The sequence below is a fragment of the Microbulbifer sp. ARAS458-1 genome (genome assembly GCF_045348205.1).
In the GTDB taxonomy this organism is placed as follows: domain Bacteria; phylum Pseudomonadota; class Gammaproteobacteria; order Pseudomonadales; family Cellvibrionaceae; genus Microbulbifer.
This window is the reverse complement of record NZ_CP155838.1, coordinates 1,755,037-1,776,994: the sequence shown is the minus strand read 5'-3', so window position 1 is coordinate 1,776,994 and position 21,958 is coordinate 1,755,037. Positions and strand designations below refer to the sequence as shown.

Below are 21,958 nucleotides of genomic sequence, written 5' to 3'. Positions count from 1 at the left end.
AGAGTTGCGGGCGCCATTACGGGATTACAAGGGCCCCGTGCGCAAGAATAGAGGATAGTTGTTATCTGCCGGTACGGCGGATATAGCTGGCAGGATCGACCGGTCGGTCGTTTTTATACACTTCGAAATGCACATGGGGTCCGGTGGAGCGGCCACTGGAACCCATCAGGGCGATCACCTGGCCGCGCTTGACCACATCACCAACCTTGACCTTGAGTTCACTGTTGTGCCCGTAGCGGGTCTTATAGCCATTGCCATGGTTGATTTCCACCAGCTGGCCATAGCCATAACGATCTTCCGCCCAGGTCACCACGCCGGCCGCCACGGACACAACATCAGAGCCCTTCTTGCCGGCGAAATCGACACCTTTGTGCCAGGAGCGGCGGCCGCTGAACGGATCGGTACGGTATCCGTAGCGGGAAGACATCCAACCGCGAGTAATCGGGCGGCCGGCGATAAACTGTTCGTCCTGCAACTGGCGGCGCGCCATCAGGTTATCCAGCGTCTGCAGCTGCATCTGGCGGTCTTCGATTTGATCGGACAGATCGCCGATGACTTCGAGAAACTCGGGGGGCTGGTAGGGGAGCTCGCTGGCACCACTGATACCCGGGTCTTCCGGGCCGCCCACAGCGGGCATACTGCCAAACTGAAACTCACCTTCATCCAGTTTGGCCATGGTAGTAAGCCGCTCACCCAGCGCGTCCAGGCGGGTCAGCCGAGCCTGCATCTCCGCAAGCTTTACCGTCAGTGCGGTGAGCTGCTCACGCGCCTGCTGATCCGCTTCCTGAATCTGATCCTGCTGTTTGCGCAAGGCCTTGTTCCACGCCTTGACCGCGCGGGAGTCGAATACGTCGGATTCTGTAGCGGGAAGGTTGGCCCCGATAAGCAACGCGCCAACGGGCAGGCCCAACAGACAGAGGCCGAGCAGAGCTTTACTCAGGCCACCGAAGTTGAAAGTGCGCGACACACCGCCGCGGTCATTGACGAGGATAACTTTCATTTCAGGCGCATTTCTGACGTACAAGGTTTGCGACAAATTGTTGTTTTAGTATTCGGCCCTCGACAGTCTTTCAGTCACAGCATCGAGACCAGAAGTTTCCAGTCAAAACGCGCACGAGCCCGTTACACACGGCTCTTCAGTGACTTCTGTCGGAGGCCGGGACTGCCGCATCCTGCTTGCCCCGGGCGCCATCCTCATGGCGAGTGCCAGCCAATGTAACACGCACTGGCGGCGAAATAAGAATACTGGCGCACAAATCATTGCTCGCCACAAACAAAAAAGCCGGCAATTTTCGTGCCGGCTTTTGCGTCAAGTGCTTCTTACACCGCCAGAATCGGCTTGACGTAAGAGATTGGCGCTTCCTGTTCATCTTCGAAAGTAACCATTTCCCATGCGTCTTCCTGAGCCATCAGGGTACGCAGGGATTTGTTGTTCAGAGCATGACCGGATTTAAAGGCTTTGAACTCACCGATCACACTGGTACCCAGCAGATACAGGTCGCCGATGGCATCGAGAATCTTGTGCTTCACGAACTCGTCTTCATAGCGCAGACCACCCTCATTGAGGATACGGTACTGGTCGATAACGATGGCGTTATCCACACTGCCGCCCTGCACCAGACCTTTGGAGCGCAAATACTCGATTTCGTGCATGAAGCCAAAGGTACGCGCACGGCTCACTTCCTTCACGAAGGAGGTGCTGGAGAAATCTACAGAGGAGCTGAGGTTGCGCCCCTCGAAAACCGGGTGATCAAAATCAATGGTGAAAGACACCTTGAAGCCGTTAAACGGCAGGAAACTGGCAACCTTATCGCCCTCTTCCACAGTCACCGGCTTCTTGATCCGCAGGAATTTCTTGGGAGCGGCCTGCTCCTGAATACCTGCAGACTGAATCAGAAACACGAAAGGACCGGCACTGCCGTCCATGATCGGCACTTCCTGGGCGGACAGTTCGACAATCGCATTGTCGATACCCAGACCAGCCATGGCGGACAGCAGGTGCTCAACCGTGGCTATACGCACGTCACCCTTCACCAAAGTGGTGGAGAGCAGGGTGTCGCCCACGTTTTCAGCACGCGCTTCAATCTCAACCACCGGATCCAGATCGACCCGACGGAATACGATACCACTGTTCACCGGCGCCGGTTTCAGGGTCAAAATGACCTTCTTACCGGTATGCAGGCCAACACCAGTGGCACGAATAGCGTTTTTGAGAGTGCGCTGTTTGATCATCTATATCTAGGTTCCCAATCGGTGAGCTGCGCACGAACCGCAGCGAGCCGGCGATAGTAACAGAAAATATACGCCAAAACTACAGAAACCCGTTCGGTCATTTCCCGGAGTGTCTGCAGTTACGGCACACCATTTCCACCCTGCTTCCCAAAAGCATAGTCCACTGAGAAGACTATTGCGCCAGATCGGCGCACAGGCCGGAAACAATCTGGTGTTTATTGTACGCCTTTACCAGGCTGCTGGAGGTTAACAAGTGTTAACTTACGCCCAAAACCTGAAGGTCACCACATTTTATGGTCGGGTTGCTGAATTCCCCCTGAATGCCACCGCCTTCCTGCGATGTACTACCAGTTTCTTCCCTGTCTGTTCTTATCCAAAAGCTGCGCTTTCGGCCCTGGGGGGAGCGGTACCTCAGGTTAGGAAGGTTCCGCTCTCCTCGCCGGAGTGGGCGAATGCCCGGAATTTCGCCGGGCACAGACATGAGCAGATGCCGCCGCTGCTCCAGCGAGCCCCTCACAGGGTGATGAATACCCTGCTGGACCCAAAGAGCCAAACGGTATCAGTCCGCCTGACGGCGCAGGAATGCAGGAATATCCAGGTATTCCATATCCTGATCCGGGCTGAGGGACGGCATGGCGCGCTCGCGCTTCACCTCAGCGCGGGCGTTGTTGCGCACTTCTTGCGTCTCGCGGGCAGTCTCTGCCGGCGCCGCTGGACGAACCGACTCACGGGGCTCAGCGCGACGGGTGTTATCAACCACTTTAGTCGGGCGGGCGACCTGGGCACCGGCATCACCGAGGCCCGCGGCCACGACAGTGACACGCATCTCGTCACCCAGCTTGTCGTCCACCGCGGTACCAATAACCACGGTGGCGTCGTCGGAGGCGATCTCCTGAACAATCTGCCCCACTTCGGAGTATTCGCCCAGAGTCAGCTCCTGACAGCCGGCCTCTTCGCTTCCGGTGATGATATTCACCAGAATGCCGCGAGCGCCCTGCAGGTTGACGTTGTCCAAAAGCGGGCTGCGCACCGCTTTTTCTGCCGCCTCGCGGGCACGGTTTTCACCGACCGCAGAGCCGGAGCCCATCATCGCCATACCCATTTCAGACATTACGGTACGCACATCCGCAAAGTCGACGTTCATAATACCGGGACGGATCATCAGGTCGGCAATCCCCTGCACCGCGCCCAGCAGTACATTGTCAGCTTCCTTATAGGCGGCCTTCATGGTGATCTTGTTGCCGAGCACTTCCAGCAGGCGATCGTTGGGGATGGTGATCAGAGAGTCCACTTTGTCGCGCAGCTCGAGGATGCCCTCTTCTGCCACGGTGGTACGCTTGCGCCCCTCGATCATAAACGGACGAGTGACCACAGCAACGGTGAGGATACCCAGGTCCTTGGCAATTTCCGCCACGATTGGAGCACCGCCGGTACCAGTACCCCCCCCCATACCCGCAGTGATAAATACCATGTCTGCACCGGTCAGTACTTCCGCGATGCGCTCGCGATCTTCCAACGCAGACTGACGGCCCACATCCGGATTCGCGCCCGCGCCCAGGCCTCGGGTAATCGTGTTTCCCAACTGCAGGATGGTCTGCGCTTCCACATCTTTCAGCGCCTGAGCATCGGTATTGGCACAGATAAAGTCCACGCCGTCTACTTCACTGGCAATCATGTGCTTGACGGCATTACCGCCGCCACCACCGACTCCAATCACCTTAATGACAGGCTTATCCTGTACGCTATCTACGAGTTCGAACATTGCTGTTCCCCTTTTTTGCTCATGTCCAAATTTATTAATTTGTCCGGGTATTTATTTTCGGCATTAGGGCCCCCTGCTAAAGGTTGCCTCTAAACCAGTGTTTAACCTTGTCCCACCACTGGTTTTCGTCGTGCTTGACTCGGGGCTGGCTACCCTTGCTCTCTTCCGCCTTGATGGCATACATCAGCAAGCCCACCCCAGTGGAATAGATGGGGTTGCTAACGATATCGGTCAGTCCGGCAATACCCTGTGGTACGGCCAGGCGCACAGGCATATGGAAAATTTCTTCCGCCAGTTCGACGGCACCTTCCATTTTTGAAGAACCGCCCGTTAATACAATGCCCGCAGCACACAGGTCTTCAAAACCGCTACGGCGTAACTCCGCCTGCACCAATGTGAACAATTCGTCGTACCGAGGCTCCACCACTTCCGCCAGCGCCTGGCGGGACAGGTCCCGCGGCGCGCGGTCGCCCACGCTCGGCACCTTGATGGTTTCCCCTTCACGGGCGAGCTTTGCCAACGCACAGGCATATTTGATCTTCAGGTCTTCCGCGTGAGGCGTCGGTGTACGCAATGCCATGGCAATGTCATTGGTTACCTGGTCGCCGGCAATAGGAATCACCCCGGTGTGTCGAATAGAGCCACCGGTGAAAACCGCAATATCCGTGGTGCCACCACCGATGTCTACCATGCAGACACCGAGCTCCTTTTCATCATCGGTCAACACCGCATAACTGGAAGCCAATTGCTCCAGAATGATGTCTTCCACTTCAAGGCCACAGCGGCGGATACACTTCTCGATATTCTGCGCCGCATTCACCGCGCCACTGACTAGGTGCACCTTTGCCTCGAGGCGTACACCGGACATCCCCAGAGGTTCTTTCACCCCTTCCTGATTGTCGATCAGGTATTCCTGCGGCAGGGTGTGAAGGATTTTCTGATCCGCGGGGATCGCCACCGCCCGCGCAGCGTCAATTACACGATCCAGATCTTGCTGGGTCACTTCGCGGTCTTTGATCGCCACGATACCGTGGCTATTCAGACTGCGAATATGACTACCGGCAATACCCGCATACACCGAGTGAATCTCACAGCCCGCCATGAGCTCGGCTTCTTCCACCGCGCGCTGAATAGACTGCACTGTGGATTCAATATTCACCACCACGCCCCGCTTCATACCGGTAGAGCGGTGAGAGCCGATTCCGACGATATTCAATTCGCCGTCTCCGGAAACTTCACCAACGATCGCCACCACCTTGGATGTACCGATATCCAACCCGACGATCATGCGTGGTTCTGAGGACTGTGTCATTCGTATTTCAACCTCGCGGAACATTGCGCCGATCCACATTGTGCATGTCGGATCAGGGCCAGGTACCGCTTTTTATCTGCCTGTTTTGTTGTCAGTTTTGTTTGTTTTCCGTTGCCTTCCATTGCACCGCAACTGCGTTGTTATAGCGGGCATCCACCCCCGCGACTTTTTGCAGATGCGGCGCCAGTACGCCGCGTGTCAAACTGAGAAAGCGATCGACCCGCTCCAGCAGTTCATCGTGCCCGAGCTGCAAATGAATACCGCTCACCAGCTCCAGCTGCCAACCCGCCAGGTCATCGAATGAGAGGCGGCGCACTTCCATATCTTTGGTGGTCAACAGTCCAGCCAAGGCCTGGTACTGCATCATGATTCGATCCACCAGATCTGCGTCGCCAGCCAACTCCGGCAACCGCAGGTCTTTCAAATTTTCCGGTCGTGGCAACAAAGCCCCGCTGGCGATCAGAAGTTGGTCTCCGCCCCAGATCGCGAGCGGCTCTGCTTCCTCAACGACGACCTCAATCCCGTTGGGCCACCGGCGACTTACCGTTGCGTTAACAATCCACGGATCGGCCAACAGCGCATTGCGTATCTCATCGATATTCATTGCGAAGAAGCCGTTACTCAGGTGCGGTAGCAATATATCTTCGACCGCTTTCTCACTGACTGCTCGGAACGGCGCCTTCACACGCACATTTTCCAGGGCATCCATGCGGCTCAATTCCACCGCAGGGGCCTTCTGCCAGAGCCAGTGCGCGGTGTAACCCAGCGCACCGGCGACCAGCAACAACATGCAGACCGTACCAAGAACACGCAGCACCCCTGGTGCGGACTGATGATCCGGGTTCGGTAAAGCGCGAGCGCCACGCACCGCCTTCTTCGGTTTTCTATTCTTCGCCACTTTTTCGCGGGACGATTTTGTTTCTCTACCCACTGCCGGCTACCGTTACTTGTCGCCGAGGCGCCATTCCGACAATTGCTGGGCCAGGCCACCAACGTTACCTGCCCCCTGGGTAAGCACGATATCCCCAGGCTCCAGAAGATCCGCAAGGATTGGTGGTACCTGGTCAACTTTTTCAGCAAAAATCGGATCCACCTGCCCGCGATTGCGAATGCTACGCGCCAGAGTTCGCCCATCGGCACCCGGGATTACTGCTTCGCCCGCGCTGTATACATCCAGAAGAACCAGCTTGTCGACCTGTGAAAGCACCTGCACAAAATCTTCGAACAAATCCCGGGTACGGGTATATCGATGGGGCTGGTACACCATCACCAGCCGCCGCTCTGGCCAACCGTCACGCACCGTCTTGATCGTCGCGGCCACTTCTCGGGGATGGTGGCCGTAGTCATCCACCAACATGACCTTGTCCGCATCCGGGTCGTCACTGACTGGGTACTCACCGTATATCTGGAAGCGACGCCCAACGCCCTGGAAGCCTTTCAGCCCTTCGCGGATAGCGGCGTCGCTTACCCCTTCTTCAGACGCCACTGCGATAGCTGCCGTCGCATTCAGTACATTGTGGATACCGGGTACATTGACGCATACATCGATTACGCTGCCATCGGGGCGCAACACATTAAAGAAACTGCGCAGCGGTTCCTGGCGCACATCACTGATGCGAAAGTCATTACCCTCATCGAATCCATAGGTGGCGACCGGTCGCGCCAGCTTAGGAATAATCTCCTGAACATTTGCATCGTCACCACACATCACCGCCAGCCCATAAAATGGCAGGTTGTGAATAAAGTCGATGAAGATCTGTTTGACCTTTTCGAAATCTCCACCATAGGTTTCCATGTGATCCGCATCGATATTGGTCACTACGGTAACCATCGGCTGCAGATGCAGGAAGGAGGCATCGCTCTCATCCGCCTCGGCCACAAGGTAGCGACTCTCACCGAGCGCGGCATTTGCGCCGGCACTGTTCACCAACCCGCCAATCACAAACGTGGGATCCTTGCCGTCAGCGGCAAAAATTGACGCAATCAGACTTGTAGTCGTGGTCTTACCATGGGTTCCGGCAACCGCAATGCCGTAGCGATACCGCATCAATTCACCGAGCATCTCCGCACGGCGCACCACAGGGATGCGGTTCTCCCGCGCCGCAGTCAACTCGGGGTTATCACCGTAGATGGCCGAAGAATTGACCACGACATCAACGTCCCTGACGTTTTCGGCGGTGTGGCCTATCTGCACTTTTACGCCCAGGCCGCGCAGTCGCTCGGTTACCTTGCTGTCGCGCAGGTCCGAGCCTGATACTTCGTAGCCCTGGTTCTGCAGCACTTCTGCAATACCACTCATTCCCGCACCACCCACACCAATAAAGTGGATACGGCGTATACGACGCATAGCGGGTACGTGATAGTGGCGCTCGCCCGTTTCGCTCATAACAATTCCTGATTCGGCGCTTCCGGCTTTTCCGTCAGTCATCTCAGCACCTTAACTCTTCGCGGCACACGGACAGCACTCGACTGGTTGCGTCGGGTTTAGCCACGCGACGCGCAGCTTCAGCCATGGCCAGTAATTTTTTGGGATCGGCGAACAAACTGTTCAACAACTTCGCCAGCTGGTCCGCATCCAGATCATCCTGCTGGATCACACGAGCGGCGCCCGCCTGCTGCAACCACTCTCCGTTTTTTGTCTGGTGGTCATCAATGGCGAAAGGGAAGGGCACCATGATTGCACCCAGCCCCGCCGCCGCAATTTCGGAAACCGTCAGAGCACCTGAGCGACAGATCACCAGGTCGGCCTGGCGATATGCCGCCGCCATATCAGCGATAAACGGCACGACATCCGCCGCCACACCTACACGCTCGTAGGCCTCTTTCGCCACATCCAGGTGTCGCTGCCCGGCCTGATGCACCACCAATGGCCGGCTGTCCGCCGGTATTTTTGCCAGCGCCTGAGGTACCAGCTCATTAATCGCCACCGCTCCCAGGCTGCCCCCCAGAATTAACAGATGTGGAGGCTGCCTGGTGCCAACGCGCTGGGCAGGCTCCGGCAGACTGGAGATTTCCTCACGCACTGGATTTCCGACCTCTTCCGCCTTTGGGAGACCGCTGGGGAATGCTTCCAGCACACGGTTCGCAACTTTGGCCAACAGCCGGTTGGTCGTGCCCGCCACCGCGTTCTGTTCGTGAATAATCAACGGGACTCCGGCAAGCCGTGCGGCCACCCCACCGGGGCCCGTAGCAAAACCGCCGAATCCAAGAACCGCATCTGGTCCCACGGCTTTCACAACCTTGCGCGCCTGCCAAATCGCTTTAGTGATCTGCAGCGGTGCTTTCAGCAGTGCCGCCTTACCTTTGCCGCGAATGCCTTCAACAGTAATAAAGTGCAATGGGATATCCGCCGCCGGAATTAATTGCGACTCAATACCGCGCATAGTCCCCAACCACTCGATCACAGCACCCTGTTCCCGCAGAGCATTGGCCACCGCCAGTGCAGGGAATACATGACCACCGGTGCCACCGGCCATCATTAGGATTTTCTTGCCGGCAAACGGCTTGGCATTGTCGCTCGCGCTCATCACGCTGCCTCCCCGGTTTTCCGATCGCCCAGTTGCAGTGGGTTGAAAATCGGCAACTGACTTATTTTGGCGAGACGACCCTGGTCCTCTCCTTCGTCACTATTCAGTTCTCTCTGCGCGCGCCAGGCGAGTGCAAACAATCCGAAGCACACCACCAGGCTGGAACCACCAGAGCTGACAAACGGCAGCGTCAAACCTTTTGTAGGCAAAAGGCCCGATGCCACCCCCATATTCACGAACGCCTGCCCAGCTAACAGCACGGCAATACCGAAGGTCAGCAGTGCGGCGAAATAAGCCTGCTTTTGCAACGCCTTGCGCACCAGCCTCAGCAGGGACCAGGTCAGTGCGCTGTACAGGGCGATCACCAGCAGGCCACCCACCAGGCCCCACTCTTCCGCGAGAATCGCAAACACGAAGTCGGTGTGCGCCTCGGGCAGGTAAAACAGCTTCTGCACGCTGTTTCCAAGCCCCACGCCAAACCACTCACCACGCCCAAACGCAATCAGCGACTGAGTGAGCTGGTACCCGGCCGCGTACTGCTCGGCCCAGGGGTCCCAGAAAGTCGTCAGGCGCTGTAATCGGTAGGGACTGAAAATCGCCATCATCACCAGGCCACAGGCCGCCAGAGCTACCAGCATAAAGGTGTGCGGCAGGCGCGCACCAGCGAGAAACACCATCGCCAGTGCGGTGCCGGCAATAACCACAACGGAACCAAAATCCGGCTCCAGCAACAGCAGAATCGCCACGATTCCCAGCACGGAAATCGGCACCATAAAGCTGCTCCAATGGCGCAGCTTTTCCTGACGCCGGGTCAGGAAACTGGCGAAAAATACCAGGCAGCAAAATTTGGCAATTTCCGCTGGCTGCACGGTAATCGGCCCCAGTGCAATCCAGCGCATACTGCCGTTGACTGCACGGCCAACACCTGGAATCAGCACTACCACTAACATGGCACAGGCAAAAATCAGCAATGTCCACGACAGGTTTGACCAGGTACTGAGGGAAATTCGGCTCAGCACAAACGCACCCAGCACACCCACAGCAAGAAATACCAGATGCCGCTTTAGAAAGTGCCACTCGTCATTGTATAGATCCGAGGCGTAAGCAACCGACGCTGAGGCGACCATCACCACACCGATACTGGCCAATGCCGCGACACAGAAAGGCAGCACCCAGCCATATGGATCGACTTCCTGATTGGCAGCACTCAGAGGCAACTTACTCACTGCGCACCTCCATTTGCCGGACTGGAATACAAGTGGTCCTCTACAACACGTCGAAAGGCTTCACCACGCGCTTCAAAATTTCGATACATATCAAAACTGGCGCACGCCGGTGACAGCAGTACATAGTCACCAGAATGCGCCAGTGCACGGGCTTTGCTTACCGCATCAGACATATCCACAGCGGTTTGCTGTGGAACCTTGCCATCGAATACCCGAGCGATCGCTGGACCATCCACGCCAATGGTCACCAGCCCACGCAAGGTATCCGCCGCTTCCACCAACGGTGAAAAATCAGCGCCTTTGCCATCGCCGCCAGCAATCAAAACAATCTTACGCGCATCGTCAGCCAAGCCATCGAGTGCCGCGCGCGTGGCACCGACATTGGTACCTTTGGAATCGTTCACATAAATGACGCCGTCTTTCTCGCCCACGCGCTCACAACGATGCGCAAGCCCTGTAAAAGTGCGCAACACGTCAAGCATTGGCGCCATGGGAATTCCCACCGCATTGCCCAGTGCCAGCGCAGCGAGCGCATTGGCCGCGTTGTGACTGCCCACCATGGCCATCTCATCGCTGCGTATCAGTTTCTCAGCGCCTTTGGCCAACCACTGGCCGTTTTCCGCGCTGATCACACCGAACTGACGTAAGTCCGGTCGGTCAAGGCCAAAACTCCACTCGAGCCGATCTTTCCCGAGAGGACCGCGGGTGAGTGGATCTGCCCGGTTGACCACCAGCTGCTCTGCATGACGGTACACTCGCTGCTTCGCTTGGTGGTAAGCCGCAAGATTGGCATAGCGATCCATGTGGTCCGCGCTGATGTTAAGGATGGTGGCGACATCCGGCGCGAGAGTACTGGTCGTTTCGAGTTGAAAGCTGGAAAGCTCCAGAACAAATACATCCGGCAATACGGGGCCACATCGATCCAGCATATCCAGCACCGGCACACCAATGTTCCCACCCACTGCCACACGCATCCCCGCGGCTTCGACCATCTTCCCCATCAGGGTGGTCACGGTGCTTTTACCATTGGACCCGGTTATAGCAATAATCTTCGGTTTTACTTCAGCGCGATTGATTTCCCGCGCGAACAATTCGATATCGCCAACCACCGGGATACCAGCCTTCACCGCAGCCGCAATCGCCGGTTCCGCTACTCCGATACCCGGGCTCACGATGATTTCGCTGGCCGCAAGTAAGGTTTCCTGGTTCAGCGGGCCACACTCCACTGGCACGTCCGGAAATTCTGCGCGGAACTGAACCAGTGCGGGCGGCGCCTCGCGGCTGTCAACGACCACAGGAGAAATACCCTGGCGCAGCAGATAGCACACCACCGATTGTCCGGTAGCGCCCAGTCCGATCACCACTTTTCTCTCTGAAGTTGCGATTAGGCTCATTGGTTTTATATAAATTCCGCGATTTACTTTGTTTTGTTGCTTAACGTAGTTTGAGAGTTGCCAGCCCTGCCAGTACCAGTACTACGGTGATAATCCAGAAGCGCACGATCACGCGCGGTTCCGGCCACCCTTTCAGTTCAAAGTGATGGTGCAGCGGCGCCATGCGAAAAATACGTTTTCCGGTCAATTTGAAAGACGCCACCTGCAGAATGACCGACACAGTTTCCATCACGAAGACACCACCCATGATGAACAGCACTATCTCATGGCGGGTAATCACCGCAATGATGCCGAGCGCCGCACCCAGTGCCAGCGCGCCCACATCGCCCATAAAGACCTGCGCCGGATAGGTGTTGAACCAGAGGAACCCGAGCCCCGCGCCACCCAATGCCGCGCAGAACACCGCCAGCTCACCCGCCCCGGAAATAGACGGAATATGTAGATACGTGGCGAATTCCACATGACCAACCAGGTACGCGATCACACCCAGAGCGCCGCCAACCATGACAGAGGGCATGATCGCCAGACCATCGAGACCATCTGTCAGGTTCACCGCATTACTGGAACCCACTACCACGAAGTAGGTCAGCAGGATAAAAGTGACCGGCCCCAGATTGATCGCTACATCCTTGAAAAAAGGTACGAACAACTGGGTTTCCGCCGGCGAAGTCGCGGTCATATACAGGTAAATCGCCGCTCCAAGCCCCGCCACGGACTGCCAAAAATACTTCCAACGGGCGATCAGCCCCCGGGAGTTCTTCTCCACCACCTTTTTGTAATCATCGACAAACCCCACCGCACCAAATACAAAGGTGACCAGCAGGGTGACCCATACCAGGCGGTTGCTGAGATCAGACCAGAGCAGCGCGCCGGAAAATATCGCCGCGAGAATCAGCGTGCCCCCCATGGTCGGGGTACCAGACTTGCTCAAGTGCGATTGCGGACCGTCGTCACGAACCGCCTGCCCAACCTGCAAACGGTTTAACCAGGTGATCATGCGCGGCCCCACCAGCAGGGATATACCCAATGCGGTGAGGGCACTGAGGATTGCCCGTACGGTCAGGTAGTCAAAGACCGCAAAGCCCTTCTCATATTGTTGTAGATATTCGGCCAGCCAAAGCAGCATGAATTAAACCTTCTCTTGATTCCCGTTGGTCAGTGCCTGCACAACCAGTTCCATTCGCGCACTGCGGGAACCTTTCACCAGCACAGTGGTGCTTCCATCCAGTTCCGACGCCAACGCCTGTATCAGCGATTCGCGTTCAGAAAAATTCCTTTGTCCGTTGTGACGACCGGTCGCAAACTCCACGCTCGCCGCGCGGCTCAATGTGCCCAGAGTAAACAGCTGGTCGATGCCGCGGTCGCGGGCAAGTTCACCCATATCCCGGTGGGCACGGTCCGCTTCTGGCCCCAGCTCCGCCATATCGCCAAGTACCAGAATCCTTTTACCGTCGCGCTGGGCAAGCAGCTCAATGGCTGCACTCACCGATCCTGGGTTGGCGTTGTAGCTGTCGTCGATAACCGTTGCCCCATTGCGTCCCTGTAGCGATTGCATGCGCCCACCTACGCCGCTTGCGGCACTGAGACCACCGGCGATTTCAGCTCCGGGTATTCCCGCCGCATGCGCACAGCCCGCTGCCACCAGCGCGTTGTGAACATTATGCTCACCCAGCACTTGTAACTTGACCGGGTGAGACACGCCTTCGACCACGAGATCAAAAGAGGCGCAACCCAATGCATCCATCTGGATATTATCGGGATGGATCGCACACTGGTGCCCGAAGCCGACTTCCAGGGTGCGAACGCCTTCCGGCATTTCACCGCGCCAGTAATCGGCATAGCTGTCATCTGCGTTCACCACCGCGATCCCATCCGGACCGAGGCTGGTGTATATCTGTCCTTTGGCGGTGGCGATACCATCTACGGATCCGAAGCCTTCCACGTGGGCGGGCATCACATTGTTGACCGCAGTGATGCCGGGCTTTGCAATTCCACACAGATAGCCTATTTCGTCGGGGCCGCTGGCCCCCATCTCAACGATCAGAACTTCGTGCTCCGCGGACAGGGAAAGCAGGGTCATGGGTACACCGAAATGGTTATTCAGGTTCCCTTTTGTCACACAGACACGATGGCGCTGCCCGAAAATGGCCGCCATCATTTCTTTCACCGTTGTCTTACCACAGGAACCGGTAATACCGATCACCGGCCCAGTGAACTGTTCACGGCACAAGCGGCCAATCTGCCCCAGCGCGATATTGGTATCTGCCACCAGCCACTGCGGCATGCTGGAATTTTCCAGGCGCTTTTCGGTAACCACGCCGAGCACCCTGCCGTCGACATCCGCGAGAAAGTCATGCGCATCGAACGTCTCACCACGCAGCGCTACAAACAAGGCTTCCGCGTCCAAGTTGCGCGTATCCGTACACACCGCATCAAAGGTCACCGGGCCATTGATCAGCTCGCCACCGAACCGCTGCTGTAATTGTTCCAGAGAGAGCGGTGCAATCATTGCTCGCTCCCAGCGGTCGCACGCTGCTCCAGAGCGGCAGCGGCCTGTTCGCGATCGCAAAAGTGCAGTTTTTCACTACCGATCAGCTGATAATCCTCATGGCCCTTGCCGGCAATCAGCACGGTATCACCGGGTTCGGCTTGCGCGATCGCATAAGCAATGGCTTCAGCACGATCGACTTTTACTACGCACTGGTGACCATCAACTCCCTGCAAAATGTCATCAATGATTTTCTGAGGGTCTTCACCGCGAGGATTATCGCTGGTGACCACCGCGCTATCGGACAACTCTGCGGCAATTCTTCCCATAGGGGCGCGCTTGCCGGAATCGCGATCCCCACCACAACCAAATACGCACCACAGCTTGCCACGACAATAGGGGCGCGCTGCTTCCAGCGCCGCGCGTAACGCGTCTGGGGTATGGGCGTAATCCACCAGTACGCTGATATCCCCTGCGACGCGACCGGCAACACGCTCCATCCGCCCCGGTACCGGGCGGATATTTTCGAAAGCGACAAGTATTTCCTTGAGTGGTATTCCAGCGGCGCCAGCCGCAGCAACCACTGCCAGGGCGTTGTGAAGATTGAAATCCCCGATCAATGGTGCTTTCAGCTCACCCTCACCCCAGGGAGTGATCAGGTGCACAGAAAAACCGCTATCCAGACGCTTGAGGTCACGGATCTGCAGATCACCGGATTGCAAGCCATACGTGATGGTTTTCAGGCCGCGCAGTCTGCAGCGCTCGACCATCTGCGCACCGAAGGGATCGTCAATATTGATAACGCCACGCTTCAACTTCGGCAGGCCAAACAGTTTTTCCTTGGCGGCACCGTAGGCGGCCATATTGCCGTGGTAATCCAGGTGATCGCGGGTCAGATTGGTGAATACCGCGGTATCAAATTCCAGCCCGTGCACCCGCCCCTGCGCCAGGGAATGGGAAGACACCTCCATTGCGCCAGCGCGGGCACCCTGAGCAAAAAATTCTGCGTAGTCTTTTTGCAGGCGTACCGGGTCGGGGGTAGTGAGACCGGTATCCACCAGTTCGATATCCCCCTCTCGCCACACACCGTTGCCGATGGTGCCCATTACTGCGGCGCTGCCAAAATGTGCCGCCAGCACTTGCGCAGTCAGATAAGCACACGTGGATTTGCCATTCGTGCCGGTCACCCCCACGAGATACATGGATGCACTGGGGTTACCGTAAAAACGTGCAGCAATCTCACCAACCCGGGCTGCGAGACCGGGCACGGTGACGACCTGGACACCACTGCGCTCCTCGGTGCCGAGCGCCTCGCCGTCCGCGAGCACTACGGCTGCTCCGCTGGCAATTGCGCTGTCGATATACTCCCGCCCATCTACCACTGTGCCGCGCAGCGCCATAAACACATCACCCGGCAGCACCTGGCGGCTGTCCAGGGCGACACCGGTGACAGAAATATCAGGAATACCTGCGTAGCCTGGCACCAGTGTGGCCAGGGATACGCTGTGCACCTCAATCCCGCTCGGCGCGCCAGTTTGCGTCTGTTTTTGCTGGGTCACGATGTAGTACCTCTCTCGTCCAGCTGCGTCGCCAACTGCTGATCAGCCGGCGCAATTTTTTCCGGTGGAACCTGCAGCAAGCGCATAGCACCCGTCATCACTTTTCCGAACACCGGCGCGGCGACTTCACCGCCGTAATATTTGGCACTGGTGGGGTCGTCAATCACCACCACCGCCGCGAGCCGCGGATTGTCCGCTGGCACAAACCCGGCAAACACCGAACGATAGCGGTTGTCCGCGTATCCCTCGCTGCCCACCTTGTGCACAGTGCCGGTCTTTCCCGCCACCCGATACCCTTGGACAGCAGCGTGCTTCCCGGTACCCTCGGGGCCAATTACGGTTTCCAGCATCGCGGTCACTTCCCGCGCCAGCTCAGACTCCACAACTCGGTCGGCATCTTGCGACTTTTTGCCGTTCTCCAGAATCAGCGAAACCGGGCGTTTGAGCCCGGCGTTTGCAACGACACTGTAGGCCTGCGCCAGCTGCACGGCGTTCACTGTTAAACCGTAGCCGAAAGCAAAGTTGGCCAGCTCAATGGGGTGCCATCGTCCTCGCGTTGGCAGTATTCCGGGCGCCTCCCCGGGGAATCCACTGCCAACGGCCTCACCCAACCCGAGCCGATAAAAGAGTCCACGCAAGGTTTCCGGCTCCAGATCCATCGCCACCTTGGTGATCCCCACCTGGCTGGACTTGGTAATCACCCGGGTCAGGTCGATTTCGCCGTAGTTGACCGGGTCCAGCAGGGTTTTGCCGGGCAACCGGATATAGCCGGGACTGGTATTGATCCGGGTGTGCGGTTGCCAGCGCCCGGTCTCCAGAGCGGCCAGTGCAGTCAACGGCTTGATCGTAGAACCCGGTTCAAACTGATCAATCAGGGCCCGATTACGCATGGCGGCCGCTTTTACCCCGGCACGATTGTTTGGGTTGAACGAGGGCTGATTGGCCATCGCCAGCACGTCGCCGGTACGCGTATCCAGAATCACCATATAACCCGAGGCGGCACCATTTTCGGTGACCGCTTTTTTCAGCTCGCGATAAGCCAGATACTGCAGGCGCATATCGATGGTGAGCTGCAGGTCACGCCCCGGACGCGCCTCCTGTTTCACCGCGAGATCGCGCACGGTGCGGCCTTTCAGGTCTTTCACCACCTGACGCTTGCCCGGCTCGCCCGCCAGAGACTGCTCGTAGGCAAGCTCGAGCCCCTCCTGCCCAAGGTCGTCAATATTAGTAAAGCCCAGTAGCTGCGCCGTGACTTCACCGGCAGGGTAGAAGCGGCGATATTCTTTTTTGCTGTAGACGCCCGCAAGATCCAGCTGCAGCACCTTTTGCGCGCCCTCCGGCGTCATATGCCGGCGCAGATACATGAACCCCTTATTGCGGTACTTCTCCAGGCGCTTGGCCAGTTTTGCCGGCGGCGTACCCAGCGCAGCCGCAAGGCCGCGCAGTTGCTCGGCATCCGCCTCCTTCAACAGCTGCGGGTTGGCCCAGATGGTGTGTACCGGAGTGCTCACCGCAAGCAATTCGCCATTGCGATCCAGAATACTGCCGCGGTATGCGGCAATCTCTTCGGTCCGGATAGTGCGGGCACGCCCCTGATCCTGTAGGAAGCGGTAACCTTTATCCTGCTCCGGCAACACCTGAAGGCTCGCCAGATGCACCACCAGTGCCGCCGCAAGCGCACACAGCAATCCCGCCACCAACGCAAAGCGCCAGCGGGCGATACCCTGCTGCTGTTGTTGCTGCTTTTTCACGGCACCCATCGAGGCTTCCCTGAATCCCTGTTGTTATCGGCTTGACGACCACTAATTTGCAGTTACCAGCACACGCTCCGACGGTTTGGGCGCATGCATTTTCAGTTTTTCTTTCGCTACCTGCTCGATGCGGCTGTATGCCGACCAGGCGCCGCGCTCCAGAAGCAGGCGCTCCTGCTCGTAGCGCAACTCATCCCGGTAGCGCTGCGCTTGCTCGAGCTGCGCAGTGAGCACCCGGCTCTGATGTGTGGTGTGCACCACTCCCAGAGCGGAAACCATGACGAGCCCCCAGAGGCCTGCCACCCACCACTTACTGTTTGTATTCGCAGCCATGGCCAGTAATCAGTCCGCCAGACGCTCGGCAACTCGCATCACCGCACTGCGCGAGCGCACATTTTCACCCACTTCCTCCGCCTCGGCCTTTACCGCTTTACCAACCGAGCGCAGCGTCTTGCGAATCTGGCTGTCCATCACCGGCAGCCCGCGGGGCAGCTGAGGCCCCTTCTCCTGGTCGCGGATAAATCGCTTCACAATGCGATCCTCCAAAGAGTGGAAACTGATGATCACCAGGCGCCCACCGGGCTTGAGTAACGCCAGAGACTTATCCAGGGCCTGGTACAGGTCGTCCAGCTCTCCATTTATATGAATCCGAATCGCCTGGAACACGCGGGTGGACGGGTGCTTACCCTTTTCCCATGCGGGATTTGCCGCCTTCACCACCTCCGCCAGGTCCAGTGTCCGCTCGAACGGACGCTCCACCCGCCGCCGCGCAATAGCGCCGGCCATACGGCGCGCAAAACGCTCCTCGCCGTACTCCTTGAATACCCGCGCCATTTCGGCTTCGGACTCCGTATTCACCCACTCCGCGGCGCTCATACCGCGGCTGGTGTCCATGCGCATATCCAGCGGGCCGTCCTGCATAAAGCTGAAACCGCGCTCCGCCTGATCCAGCTGGGGCGACGAGACCCCCAGATCCAGCAGGATTCCGGATACCTGCCCAGCACGACCGGCGACGGCCTGATCCATATCCGCAAAAGAGCCATGCCAGATCGCAAAACGCGGCTCGCCAGCGAAGCGTTCACGGGCAAACTCGATGGCCTGCGGGTCTTTATCCACCGCCACCAGACGGCCCGCACCATCCAACTGCTCGAGCACCGACGCACTGTGACCACCGCGACCAAAAGTGCCGTCGATATACAAGCCGCCCGGATCCACCACCAGGGCGTCCACAGCCTCGCGCAACAACACACTGCGATGCAGATCCTGGGACACCCCACTCTCCTGCAATTGATTAGTTTCGGTTACAGGGAAAGAGAAGCCATTTCTTCCGGCATTTCTCCATCCCCCTCACTGTCATCGAGCCAGTCCATCCAACGGTCCTCACTCCACAACTCCAGTTTTTTACCCTGCCCCACCAGCATCAGCTTCTTCTCCAGACCGGCGTATTCGCGCAGGGTCGGCGGAATCAGCACGCGACCGTTGGCATCGACCTGAAGCTCGCAGGCGTATCCGATCAACAGTCGCTGGGCCCGCCGGGCCACCTTGTTGAAGCTGGACAGCGCCTCAATCTTTGGAAGAATTTCACGCCACTGGGCATCAGGATAGACGAGCAGACAACGCTCTTCCGTATGTGCCGTCACAACCAGGCGACCACCACAATCTTCCAGCAGCGAATCTCTCACCCGCGCCGGAATCGCCAGACGCCCTTTGGCGTCCATATTGATTGCGTGACTGCCCAGATACATGGATCAGCGATTGCTCAGTTGGTAAACAGTTATGTGCTTGAGGGCTGGCACTTATTGCCACCGAGCGGCGCGATAATGCGTGAATAACCACTCACCACCACACCAACTCCACTTATACCCACATTTTTCCACTTTTCTCCACTTACGACACTATAAATCTGGGCACAACAAAGTCAAGGAAATAGAAGGGATAAACACGGAAAAAGCCCAGTAATTTCGCGGGCTGCAGGCGAAGTGTTCACATTTCAGGCAGGACACTAACTGTGCAAAACGACAGCAAAGCAAGCACTTACTCTGGCAACTTGATAATTCACTTTAAGTTTACGCGGAAGCCCCATGAGAGACCTCAAAAACTCCAAAGGTAAGCGGGCACTTACAGGCGGTCGCCAACCACACCTCAACACCAGGAAAAACGCGCCAATACAGACTGTCGCGTCACGCCTTAATATTGAGAGCGCGGGGAGAGTTTCAGCGCCAGATAACCTGCAATCAGGCGGATATGGCAGGGGTTAGAACAGGGAGGCATATAAAAATCAGCTTTTATTATTTTTAATGGACATCGACACGCTGTAGCTTTGCCCTATTCAAAATTCAGCAGGAATTTATCGACATGGGCCTAACAGCCGGACTGAGTAAACAAAGCGCGCCCTCCCGCACCTTCCATCACGGTGCCGATCTGGATGCGCTCAACCAGCGATTCAAAGGCAGCAAGCCCAGCGAGATCATGGCGTACACCATAGCGGAAGCGGAAAACCCGGTGGTCTTCACCAACTTCCGCCCACTGGCCGTGGCCTTTCTGCACTTGGTCACCCGTGCAAAACCGGACATCCCGGTCATCTGGGTCGATCACGGCTACAACACGCCGGAGACCTACCGCCATATCGAGAAGGTCATCAAACTCCTGGATCTGAACCTGTACACGTATTCGCCGAAAATGTCCGCAGCCCACTACAACGCCGTATACGGCGGCATCCCGCCCCTGGACACCCCGGAGCACGACTTCTTTTCACGCACGGTGAAGCTGGAACCCTTCAACCGCGCCATGCAGGAGTTGAAGCCGGATGTGTGGCTAAATGGTATCCGTCACGATCAGAACGCGCACCGCAAGGGGCTGGATGTGTTCACCAAGGGCAACCACGGCACCATTCGCGTAGCGCCGATGTTCCACCTCAAGGAAATTGATGTGGAAGAGTATGTTTACGAGAACGATCTGCCGGATAACGATGTGTACTTCGACCCGACGAAGGGTGAGGAGCATCGTGAGTGTGGGTTACTGCTGCAAAAGTAGCACCAAATAGTCGATGCGAAGGGGCTGATATCGGGTATGGCCTTGCGAGACCTTCTGCGACAGGGATGTCGCGGAAGAGCCCCCAGGGATGGGTTCACGGCGTGTCTCGCAAGGCCATGCCCGGTAGCAGCACCGCCACCGGACCTTTCAAGTACTAACACCGCCACCTGATTGAACCAGCAGCAAAATGCACCACTGCTACTAAGAATAAGTCGAGTCAGCCGATAAGCCGGGTTCTGTCGCGGACAATCATTCATCTGGGATGCCTGTCACCAGACACCTCAAGCGACCTACCCGCCCCCAGTGCGGGTCACACCTTTTAGCTTTCGCTATAGGGGGCCTATTTGGTCTTGCTCCGAACGGGGTTTACCGTGCCACGAACTGTTGCCAGTCGCGCGGTGCGCTCTTACCGCACCCTTTCACCCTTACCTGTGCTTCCGAAGAAGCCATCGGCGGTCTACTCTCTGCTGCACTTTCCGTAGGCTCGCGCCCCCCAGGCGTTACCTGGCGTCCCACCCTATGGAGCCCGGACTTTCCTCCATCTCATCGCCCGAAAGCGGTAAAACAGCGATTGTCTGGCTGACTCGGGCGCGAAGGTTAATGAGCACTGACTGAGGATGCAAGCCAAATCCCTTAACGACTTCGAAAAGAGCCTGTGGCGGCACCGCTACCGGGTATCGCCTTTTGAGACCTTCGAAAACAGGGATGTTTTCGCAGAGCCCCCAGGGATGGGTGCACGGCGTGTCTCAAAAGGCGATACCCGGTAGCAGTACCTTCGCATCCAAGCGCAGTCGCACCTCGCTACTTCTGCGACAGTGACCAGTTGTACAAAACCTTTTTATTCACCCCGGTGATCTCCGCGGCCACCGCTGCCGCCCGCTTGGGCGGCAATTCCGCCAACAGCAGCTTCATCACTCGCTCGGACTCACTATCCAATTCCGAGGCCTTCGCCGCCTCTGCACCGCGCACCAACAGCACAATCTCACCGCGCTGCTGATTGCTATCCGCCCTCACCCACTCCACCAGTTCAGCGAGCGGCAACAGCTGAATCGTCTCGAATGCCTTGGTCAGCTCTCGCGCAATCACCGCCTCGCGCTGCCCGCCGAAGCTGTCGACCATCGCCTCCAAGGTCTCCAGCACCCGGTGCGGGGCCTCGTAGAACACCATGGTGCGGGTTTCACCCGCCAGTGCAGAAAGCGCCTTTTCCCGAGCCAGGGATTTGGCAGGCAGGAAACCCTCGAAGGTAAAGCGGTCACTCGGCAGCCCCGCCGCAGACAGGGCAGCAACGAAAGCGCAGGGGCCGGGGATAGGCACGACCTGGAAGCCCTGCTCGCGGGCTTCGCGCACCAGGCGGTACCCCGGGTCGGAGATTAACGGGGTACCGGCGTCGGAGATCAAGGCGACAGTCTGCCCTTGGGCGAGCCGCTCGAGGATCTTTCCGGTACGAACGTCGTCCGAGTGGTCATGGTAGGCAACCAGCGGGGTTTCGATGGAAAAGTGGGAGAAAAGTCTCTGACTGTGACGGGTGTCTTCCGCCGCCACGAGATCCGCGGATTGTAGAACTTCAACGGCTCGCGGTACCATATCCGCCAAATTGCCAATGGGCGTCGCGACGATATAAAGCACCGCTGTATCAAGCCCCATAGTTCACTCCAGAATAAGTTTTGTGGGAGA

Annotated in this window: 18 protein-coding genes and 1 other RNA gene; 1 reads left to right on the top strand and 18 read right to left on the bottom strand. The window is 57.6% G+C overall.

Annotation, left to right across the window (positions count from 1 at the left end; genetic code table 11):
- Positions 1 to 61: 61 nt before the first annotated feature.
- The 16 genes from AAFH99_RS07310 to mraZ form a co-directional block, all read right to left on the bottom strand.
- Positions 62 to 1,000 (bottom strand): M23 family metallopeptidase, encoded by a 939-nt coding sequence (locus AAFH99_RS07310; protein WP_043317377.1) that lies wholly within the window; start codon positions 998 to 1,000, stop codon positions 62 to 64.
- 320 nt (positions 1,001 to 1,320) lie between these two features.
- Positions 1,321 to 2,232 (bottom strand): UDP-3-O-acyl-N-acetylglucosamine deacetylase, encoded by a 912-nt coding sequence (gene lpxC, locus AAFH99_RS07305; RefSeq protein WP_043317379.1) that lies wholly within the window; start codon positions 2,230 to 2,232, stop codon positions 1,321 to 1,323.
- 559 nt (positions 2,233 to 2,791) lie between these two features.
- The gene (gene ftsZ / locus AAFH99_RS07300) at positions 2,792 to 3,994 is read right to left on the bottom strand and encodes a cell division protein FtsZ (protein WP_043317381.1); all 1,203 of its coding nucleotides are present in this window, start codon (positions 3,992 to 3,994) and stop codon (positions 2,792 to 2,794) included.
- A 76-nt stretch (positions 3,995 to 4,070) separates the two neighbouring features.
- Positions 4,071 to 5,306 carry a cell division protein FtsA gene (gene ftsA, locus AAFH99_RS07295; RefSeq protein ID WP_043318403.1) on the bottom strand — a complete coding sequence of 412 codons (1,236 nt, stop codon included), beginning with the start codon at positions 5,304 to 5,306 and terminating at the stop codon, positions 4,071 to 4,073.
- A gap of 91 nt (positions 5,307 to 5,397) precedes the next feature.
- Entirely contained in the window at positions 5,398 to 6,237 is an 840-nt protein-coding gene (locus AAFH99_RS07290) for a cell division protein FtsQ/DivIB (protein WP_043317383.1), read from the bottom strand.
- A 12-nt stretch (positions 6,238 to 6,249) separates the two neighbouring features.
- A complete protein-coding gene (gene murC, locus AAFH99_RS07285) occupies positions 6,250 to 7,692 on the bottom strand; it encodes a UDP-N-acetylmuramate--L-alanine ligase (RefSeq protein ID WP_043317385.1) in 1,443 nt (480 codons plus the stop codon).
- A gap of 43 nt (positions 7,693 to 7,735) precedes the next feature.
- Positions 7,736 to 8,833 (bottom strand): undecaprenyldiphospho-muramoylpentapeptide beta-N-acetylglucosaminyltransferase, encoded by a 1,098-nt coding sequence (gene murG, locus AAFH99_RS07280; RefSeq protein ID WP_406829053.1) that lies wholly within the window; start codon positions 8,831 to 8,833, stop codon positions 7,736 to 7,738.
- Positions 8,833 to 10,059: a putative lipid II flippase FtsW gene (ftsW, locus tag AAFH99_RS07275; protein WP_406829052.1), complete on the bottom strand. Its 1,227-nt coding sequence runs from the start codon at positions 10,057 to 10,059 to the stop codon at positions 8,833 to 8,835. The genes murG and ftsW overlap by 1 nt, the downstream gene beginning before the upstream one ends.
- Positions 10,056 to 11,453 (bottom strand): UDP-N-acetylmuramoyl-L-alanine--D-glutamate ligase, encoded by a 1,398-nt coding sequence (murD, locus tag AAFH99_RS07270; RefSeq protein WP_406829051.1) that lies wholly within the window; start codon positions 11,451 to 11,453, stop codon positions 10,056 to 10,058. The genes ftsW and murD overlap by 4 nt, the downstream gene beginning before the upstream one ends.
- A gap of 40 nt (positions 11,454 to 11,493) precedes the next feature.
- Complete coding sequence (mraY, locus tag AAFH99_RS07265) at positions 11,494 to 12,579, bottom strand: phospho-N-acetylmuramoyl-pentapeptide-transferase (protein ID WP_043317389.1); 1,086 nt, start codon at positions 12,577 to 12,579, stop codon at positions 11,494 to 11,496.
- 3 nt (positions 12,580 to 12,582) lie between these two features.
- The gene (gene murF / locus AAFH99_RS07260) at positions 12,583 to 13,962 is read right to left on the bottom strand and encodes a UDP-N-acetylmuramoyl-tripeptide--D-alanyl-D-alanine ligase (protein WP_043317390.1); all 1,380 of its coding nucleotides are present in this window, start codon (positions 13,960 to 13,962) and stop codon (positions 12,583 to 12,585) included.
- Positions 13,959 to 15,500, bottom strand: a complete 1,542-nt coding sequence (locus tag AAFH99_RS07255; RefSeq protein WP_231491661.1) for a UDP-N-acetylmuramoyl-L-alanyl-D-glutamate--2,6-diaminopimelate ligase — start codon at positions 15,498 to 15,500, stop codon at positions 13,959 to 13,961. Before AAFH99_RS07255 ends, murF begins: the two co-directional genes overlap by 4 nt.
- Positions 15,497 to 17,260 carry a peptidoglycan D,D-transpeptidase FtsI family protein gene (locus tag AAFH99_RS07250; RefSeq protein WP_406829050.1) on the bottom strand — a complete coding sequence of 588 codons (1,764 nt, stop codon included), beginning with the start codon at positions 17,258 to 17,260 and terminating at the stop codon, positions 15,497 to 15,499. The genes AAFH99_RS07255 and AAFH99_RS07250 overlap by 4 nt, the downstream gene beginning before the upstream one ends.
- Positions 17,261 to 17,302: 42 nt before the next feature.
- Positions 17,303 to 17,584 carry a cell division protein FtsL gene (gene ftsL / locus AAFH99_RS07245; RefSeq protein ID WP_043317393.1) on the bottom strand — a complete coding sequence of 94 codons (282 nt, stop codon included), beginning with the start codon at positions 17,582 to 17,584 and terminating at the stop codon, positions 17,303 to 17,305.
- 9 nt (positions 17,585 to 17,593) lie between these two features.
- Positions 17,594 to 18,523, bottom strand: a complete 930-nt coding sequence (gene rsmH, locus AAFH99_RS07240) for a 16S rRNA (cytosine(1402)-N(4))-methyltransferase RsmH (protein ID WP_043317394.1) — start codon at positions 18,521 to 18,523, stop codon at positions 17,594 to 17,596.
- Positions 18,524 to 18,552: 29 nt separating this feature from the next.
- Positions 18,553 to 18,996, bottom strand: coding sequence for a division/cell wall cluster transcriptional repressor MraZ (mraZ, locus tag AAFH99_RS07235; protein ID WP_043317396.1), 444 nt, complete (start codon positions 18,994 to 18,996; stop codon positions 18,553 to 18,555).
- A 610-nt stretch (positions 18,997 to 19,606) separates the two neighbouring features.
- On the opposite strand from mraZ, the gene AAFH99_RS07230 reads away from it, so the two are divergent.
- Positions 19,607 to 20,284 (top strand): phosphoadenosine phosphosulfate reductase family protein, encoded by a 678-nt coding sequence (locus AAFH99_RS07230; RefSeq protein ID WP_197023778.1) that lies wholly within the window; start codon positions 19,607 to 19,609, stop codon positions 20,282 to 20,284.
- 209 nt (positions 20,285 to 20,493) lie between these two features.
- Here the strand turns inward: AAFH99_RS07230 and rnpB are convergent.
- An RNA gene (gene rnpB, locus AAFH99_RS07225) (RNase P RNA component class A) lies at positions 20,494 to 20,871 on the bottom strand.
- A gap of 214 nt (positions 20,872 to 21,085) precedes the next feature.
- Positions 21,086 to 21,928 carry a 16S rRNA (cytidine(1402)-2'-O)-methyltransferase gene (rsmI, locus tag AAFH99_RS07220; protein ID WP_043317398.1) on the bottom strand — a complete coding sequence of 281 codons (843 nt, stop codon included), beginning with the start codon at positions 21,926 to 21,928 and terminating at the stop codon, positions 21,086 to 21,088.
- Positions 21,929 to 21,958: the final 30 nt, after the last annotated feature.

Coding starts and splice junctions, on each gene's coding strand:
- murG (WP_406829053.1), bottom strand. CDS start 8,833: ATGAGCGCGAGCGACAATGCCAAGCCGTTTGCCGGCAAGAAAATCCTA.
- lpxC (WP_043317379.1), bottom strand. CDS start 2,232: ATGATCAAACAGCGCACTCTCAAAAACGCTATTCGTGCCACTGGTGTT.
- AAFH99_RS07310 (WP_043317377.1), bottom strand. CDS start 1,000: ATGAAAGTTATCCTCGTCAATGACCGCGGCGGTGTGTCGCGCACTTTC.
- AAFH99_RS07250 (WP_406829050.1), bottom strand. CDS start 17,260: ATGGGTGCCGTGAAAAAGCAGCAACAACAGCAGCAGGGTATCGCCCGC.
- ftsZ (WP_043317381.1), bottom strand. CDS start 3,994: ATGTTCGAACTCGTAGATAGCGTACAGGATAAGCCTGTCATTAAGGTG.
- ftsA (WP_043318403.1), bottom strand. CDS start 5,306: ATGACACAGTCCTCAGAACCACGCATGATCGTCGGGTTGGATATCGGT.
- murD (WP_406829051.1), bottom strand. CDS start 11,453: ATGAGCCTAATCGCAACTTCAGAGAGAAAAGTGGTGATCGGACTGGGC.
- ftsL (WP_043317393.1), bottom strand. CDS start 17,584: ATGGCTGCGAATACAAACAGTAAGTGGTGGGTGGCAGGCCTCTGGGGG.
- murC (WP_043317385.1), bottom strand. CDS start 7,692: ATGAGCGAAACGGGCGAGCGCCACTATCACGTACCCGCTATGCGTCGT.
- murF (WP_043317390.1), bottom strand. CDS start 13,962: ATGATTGCACCGCTCTCTCTGGAACAATTACAGCAGCGGTTCGGTGGC.
- AAFH99_RS07230 (WP_197023778.1), top strand. CDS start 19,607: ATGGGCCTAACAGCCGGACTGAGTAAACAAAGCGCGCCCTCCCGCACC.
- mraY (WP_043317389.1), bottom strand. CDS start 12,579: ATGCTGCTTTGGCTGGCCGAATATCTACAACAATATGAGAAGGGCTTT.
- mraZ (WP_043317396.1), bottom strand. CDS start 18,996: ATGTATCTGGGCAGTCACGCAATCAATATGGACGCCAAAGGGCGTCTG.
- rsmI (WP_043317398.1), bottom strand. CDS start 21,928: ATGGGGCTTGATACAGCGGTGCTTTATATCGTCGCGACGCCCATTGGC.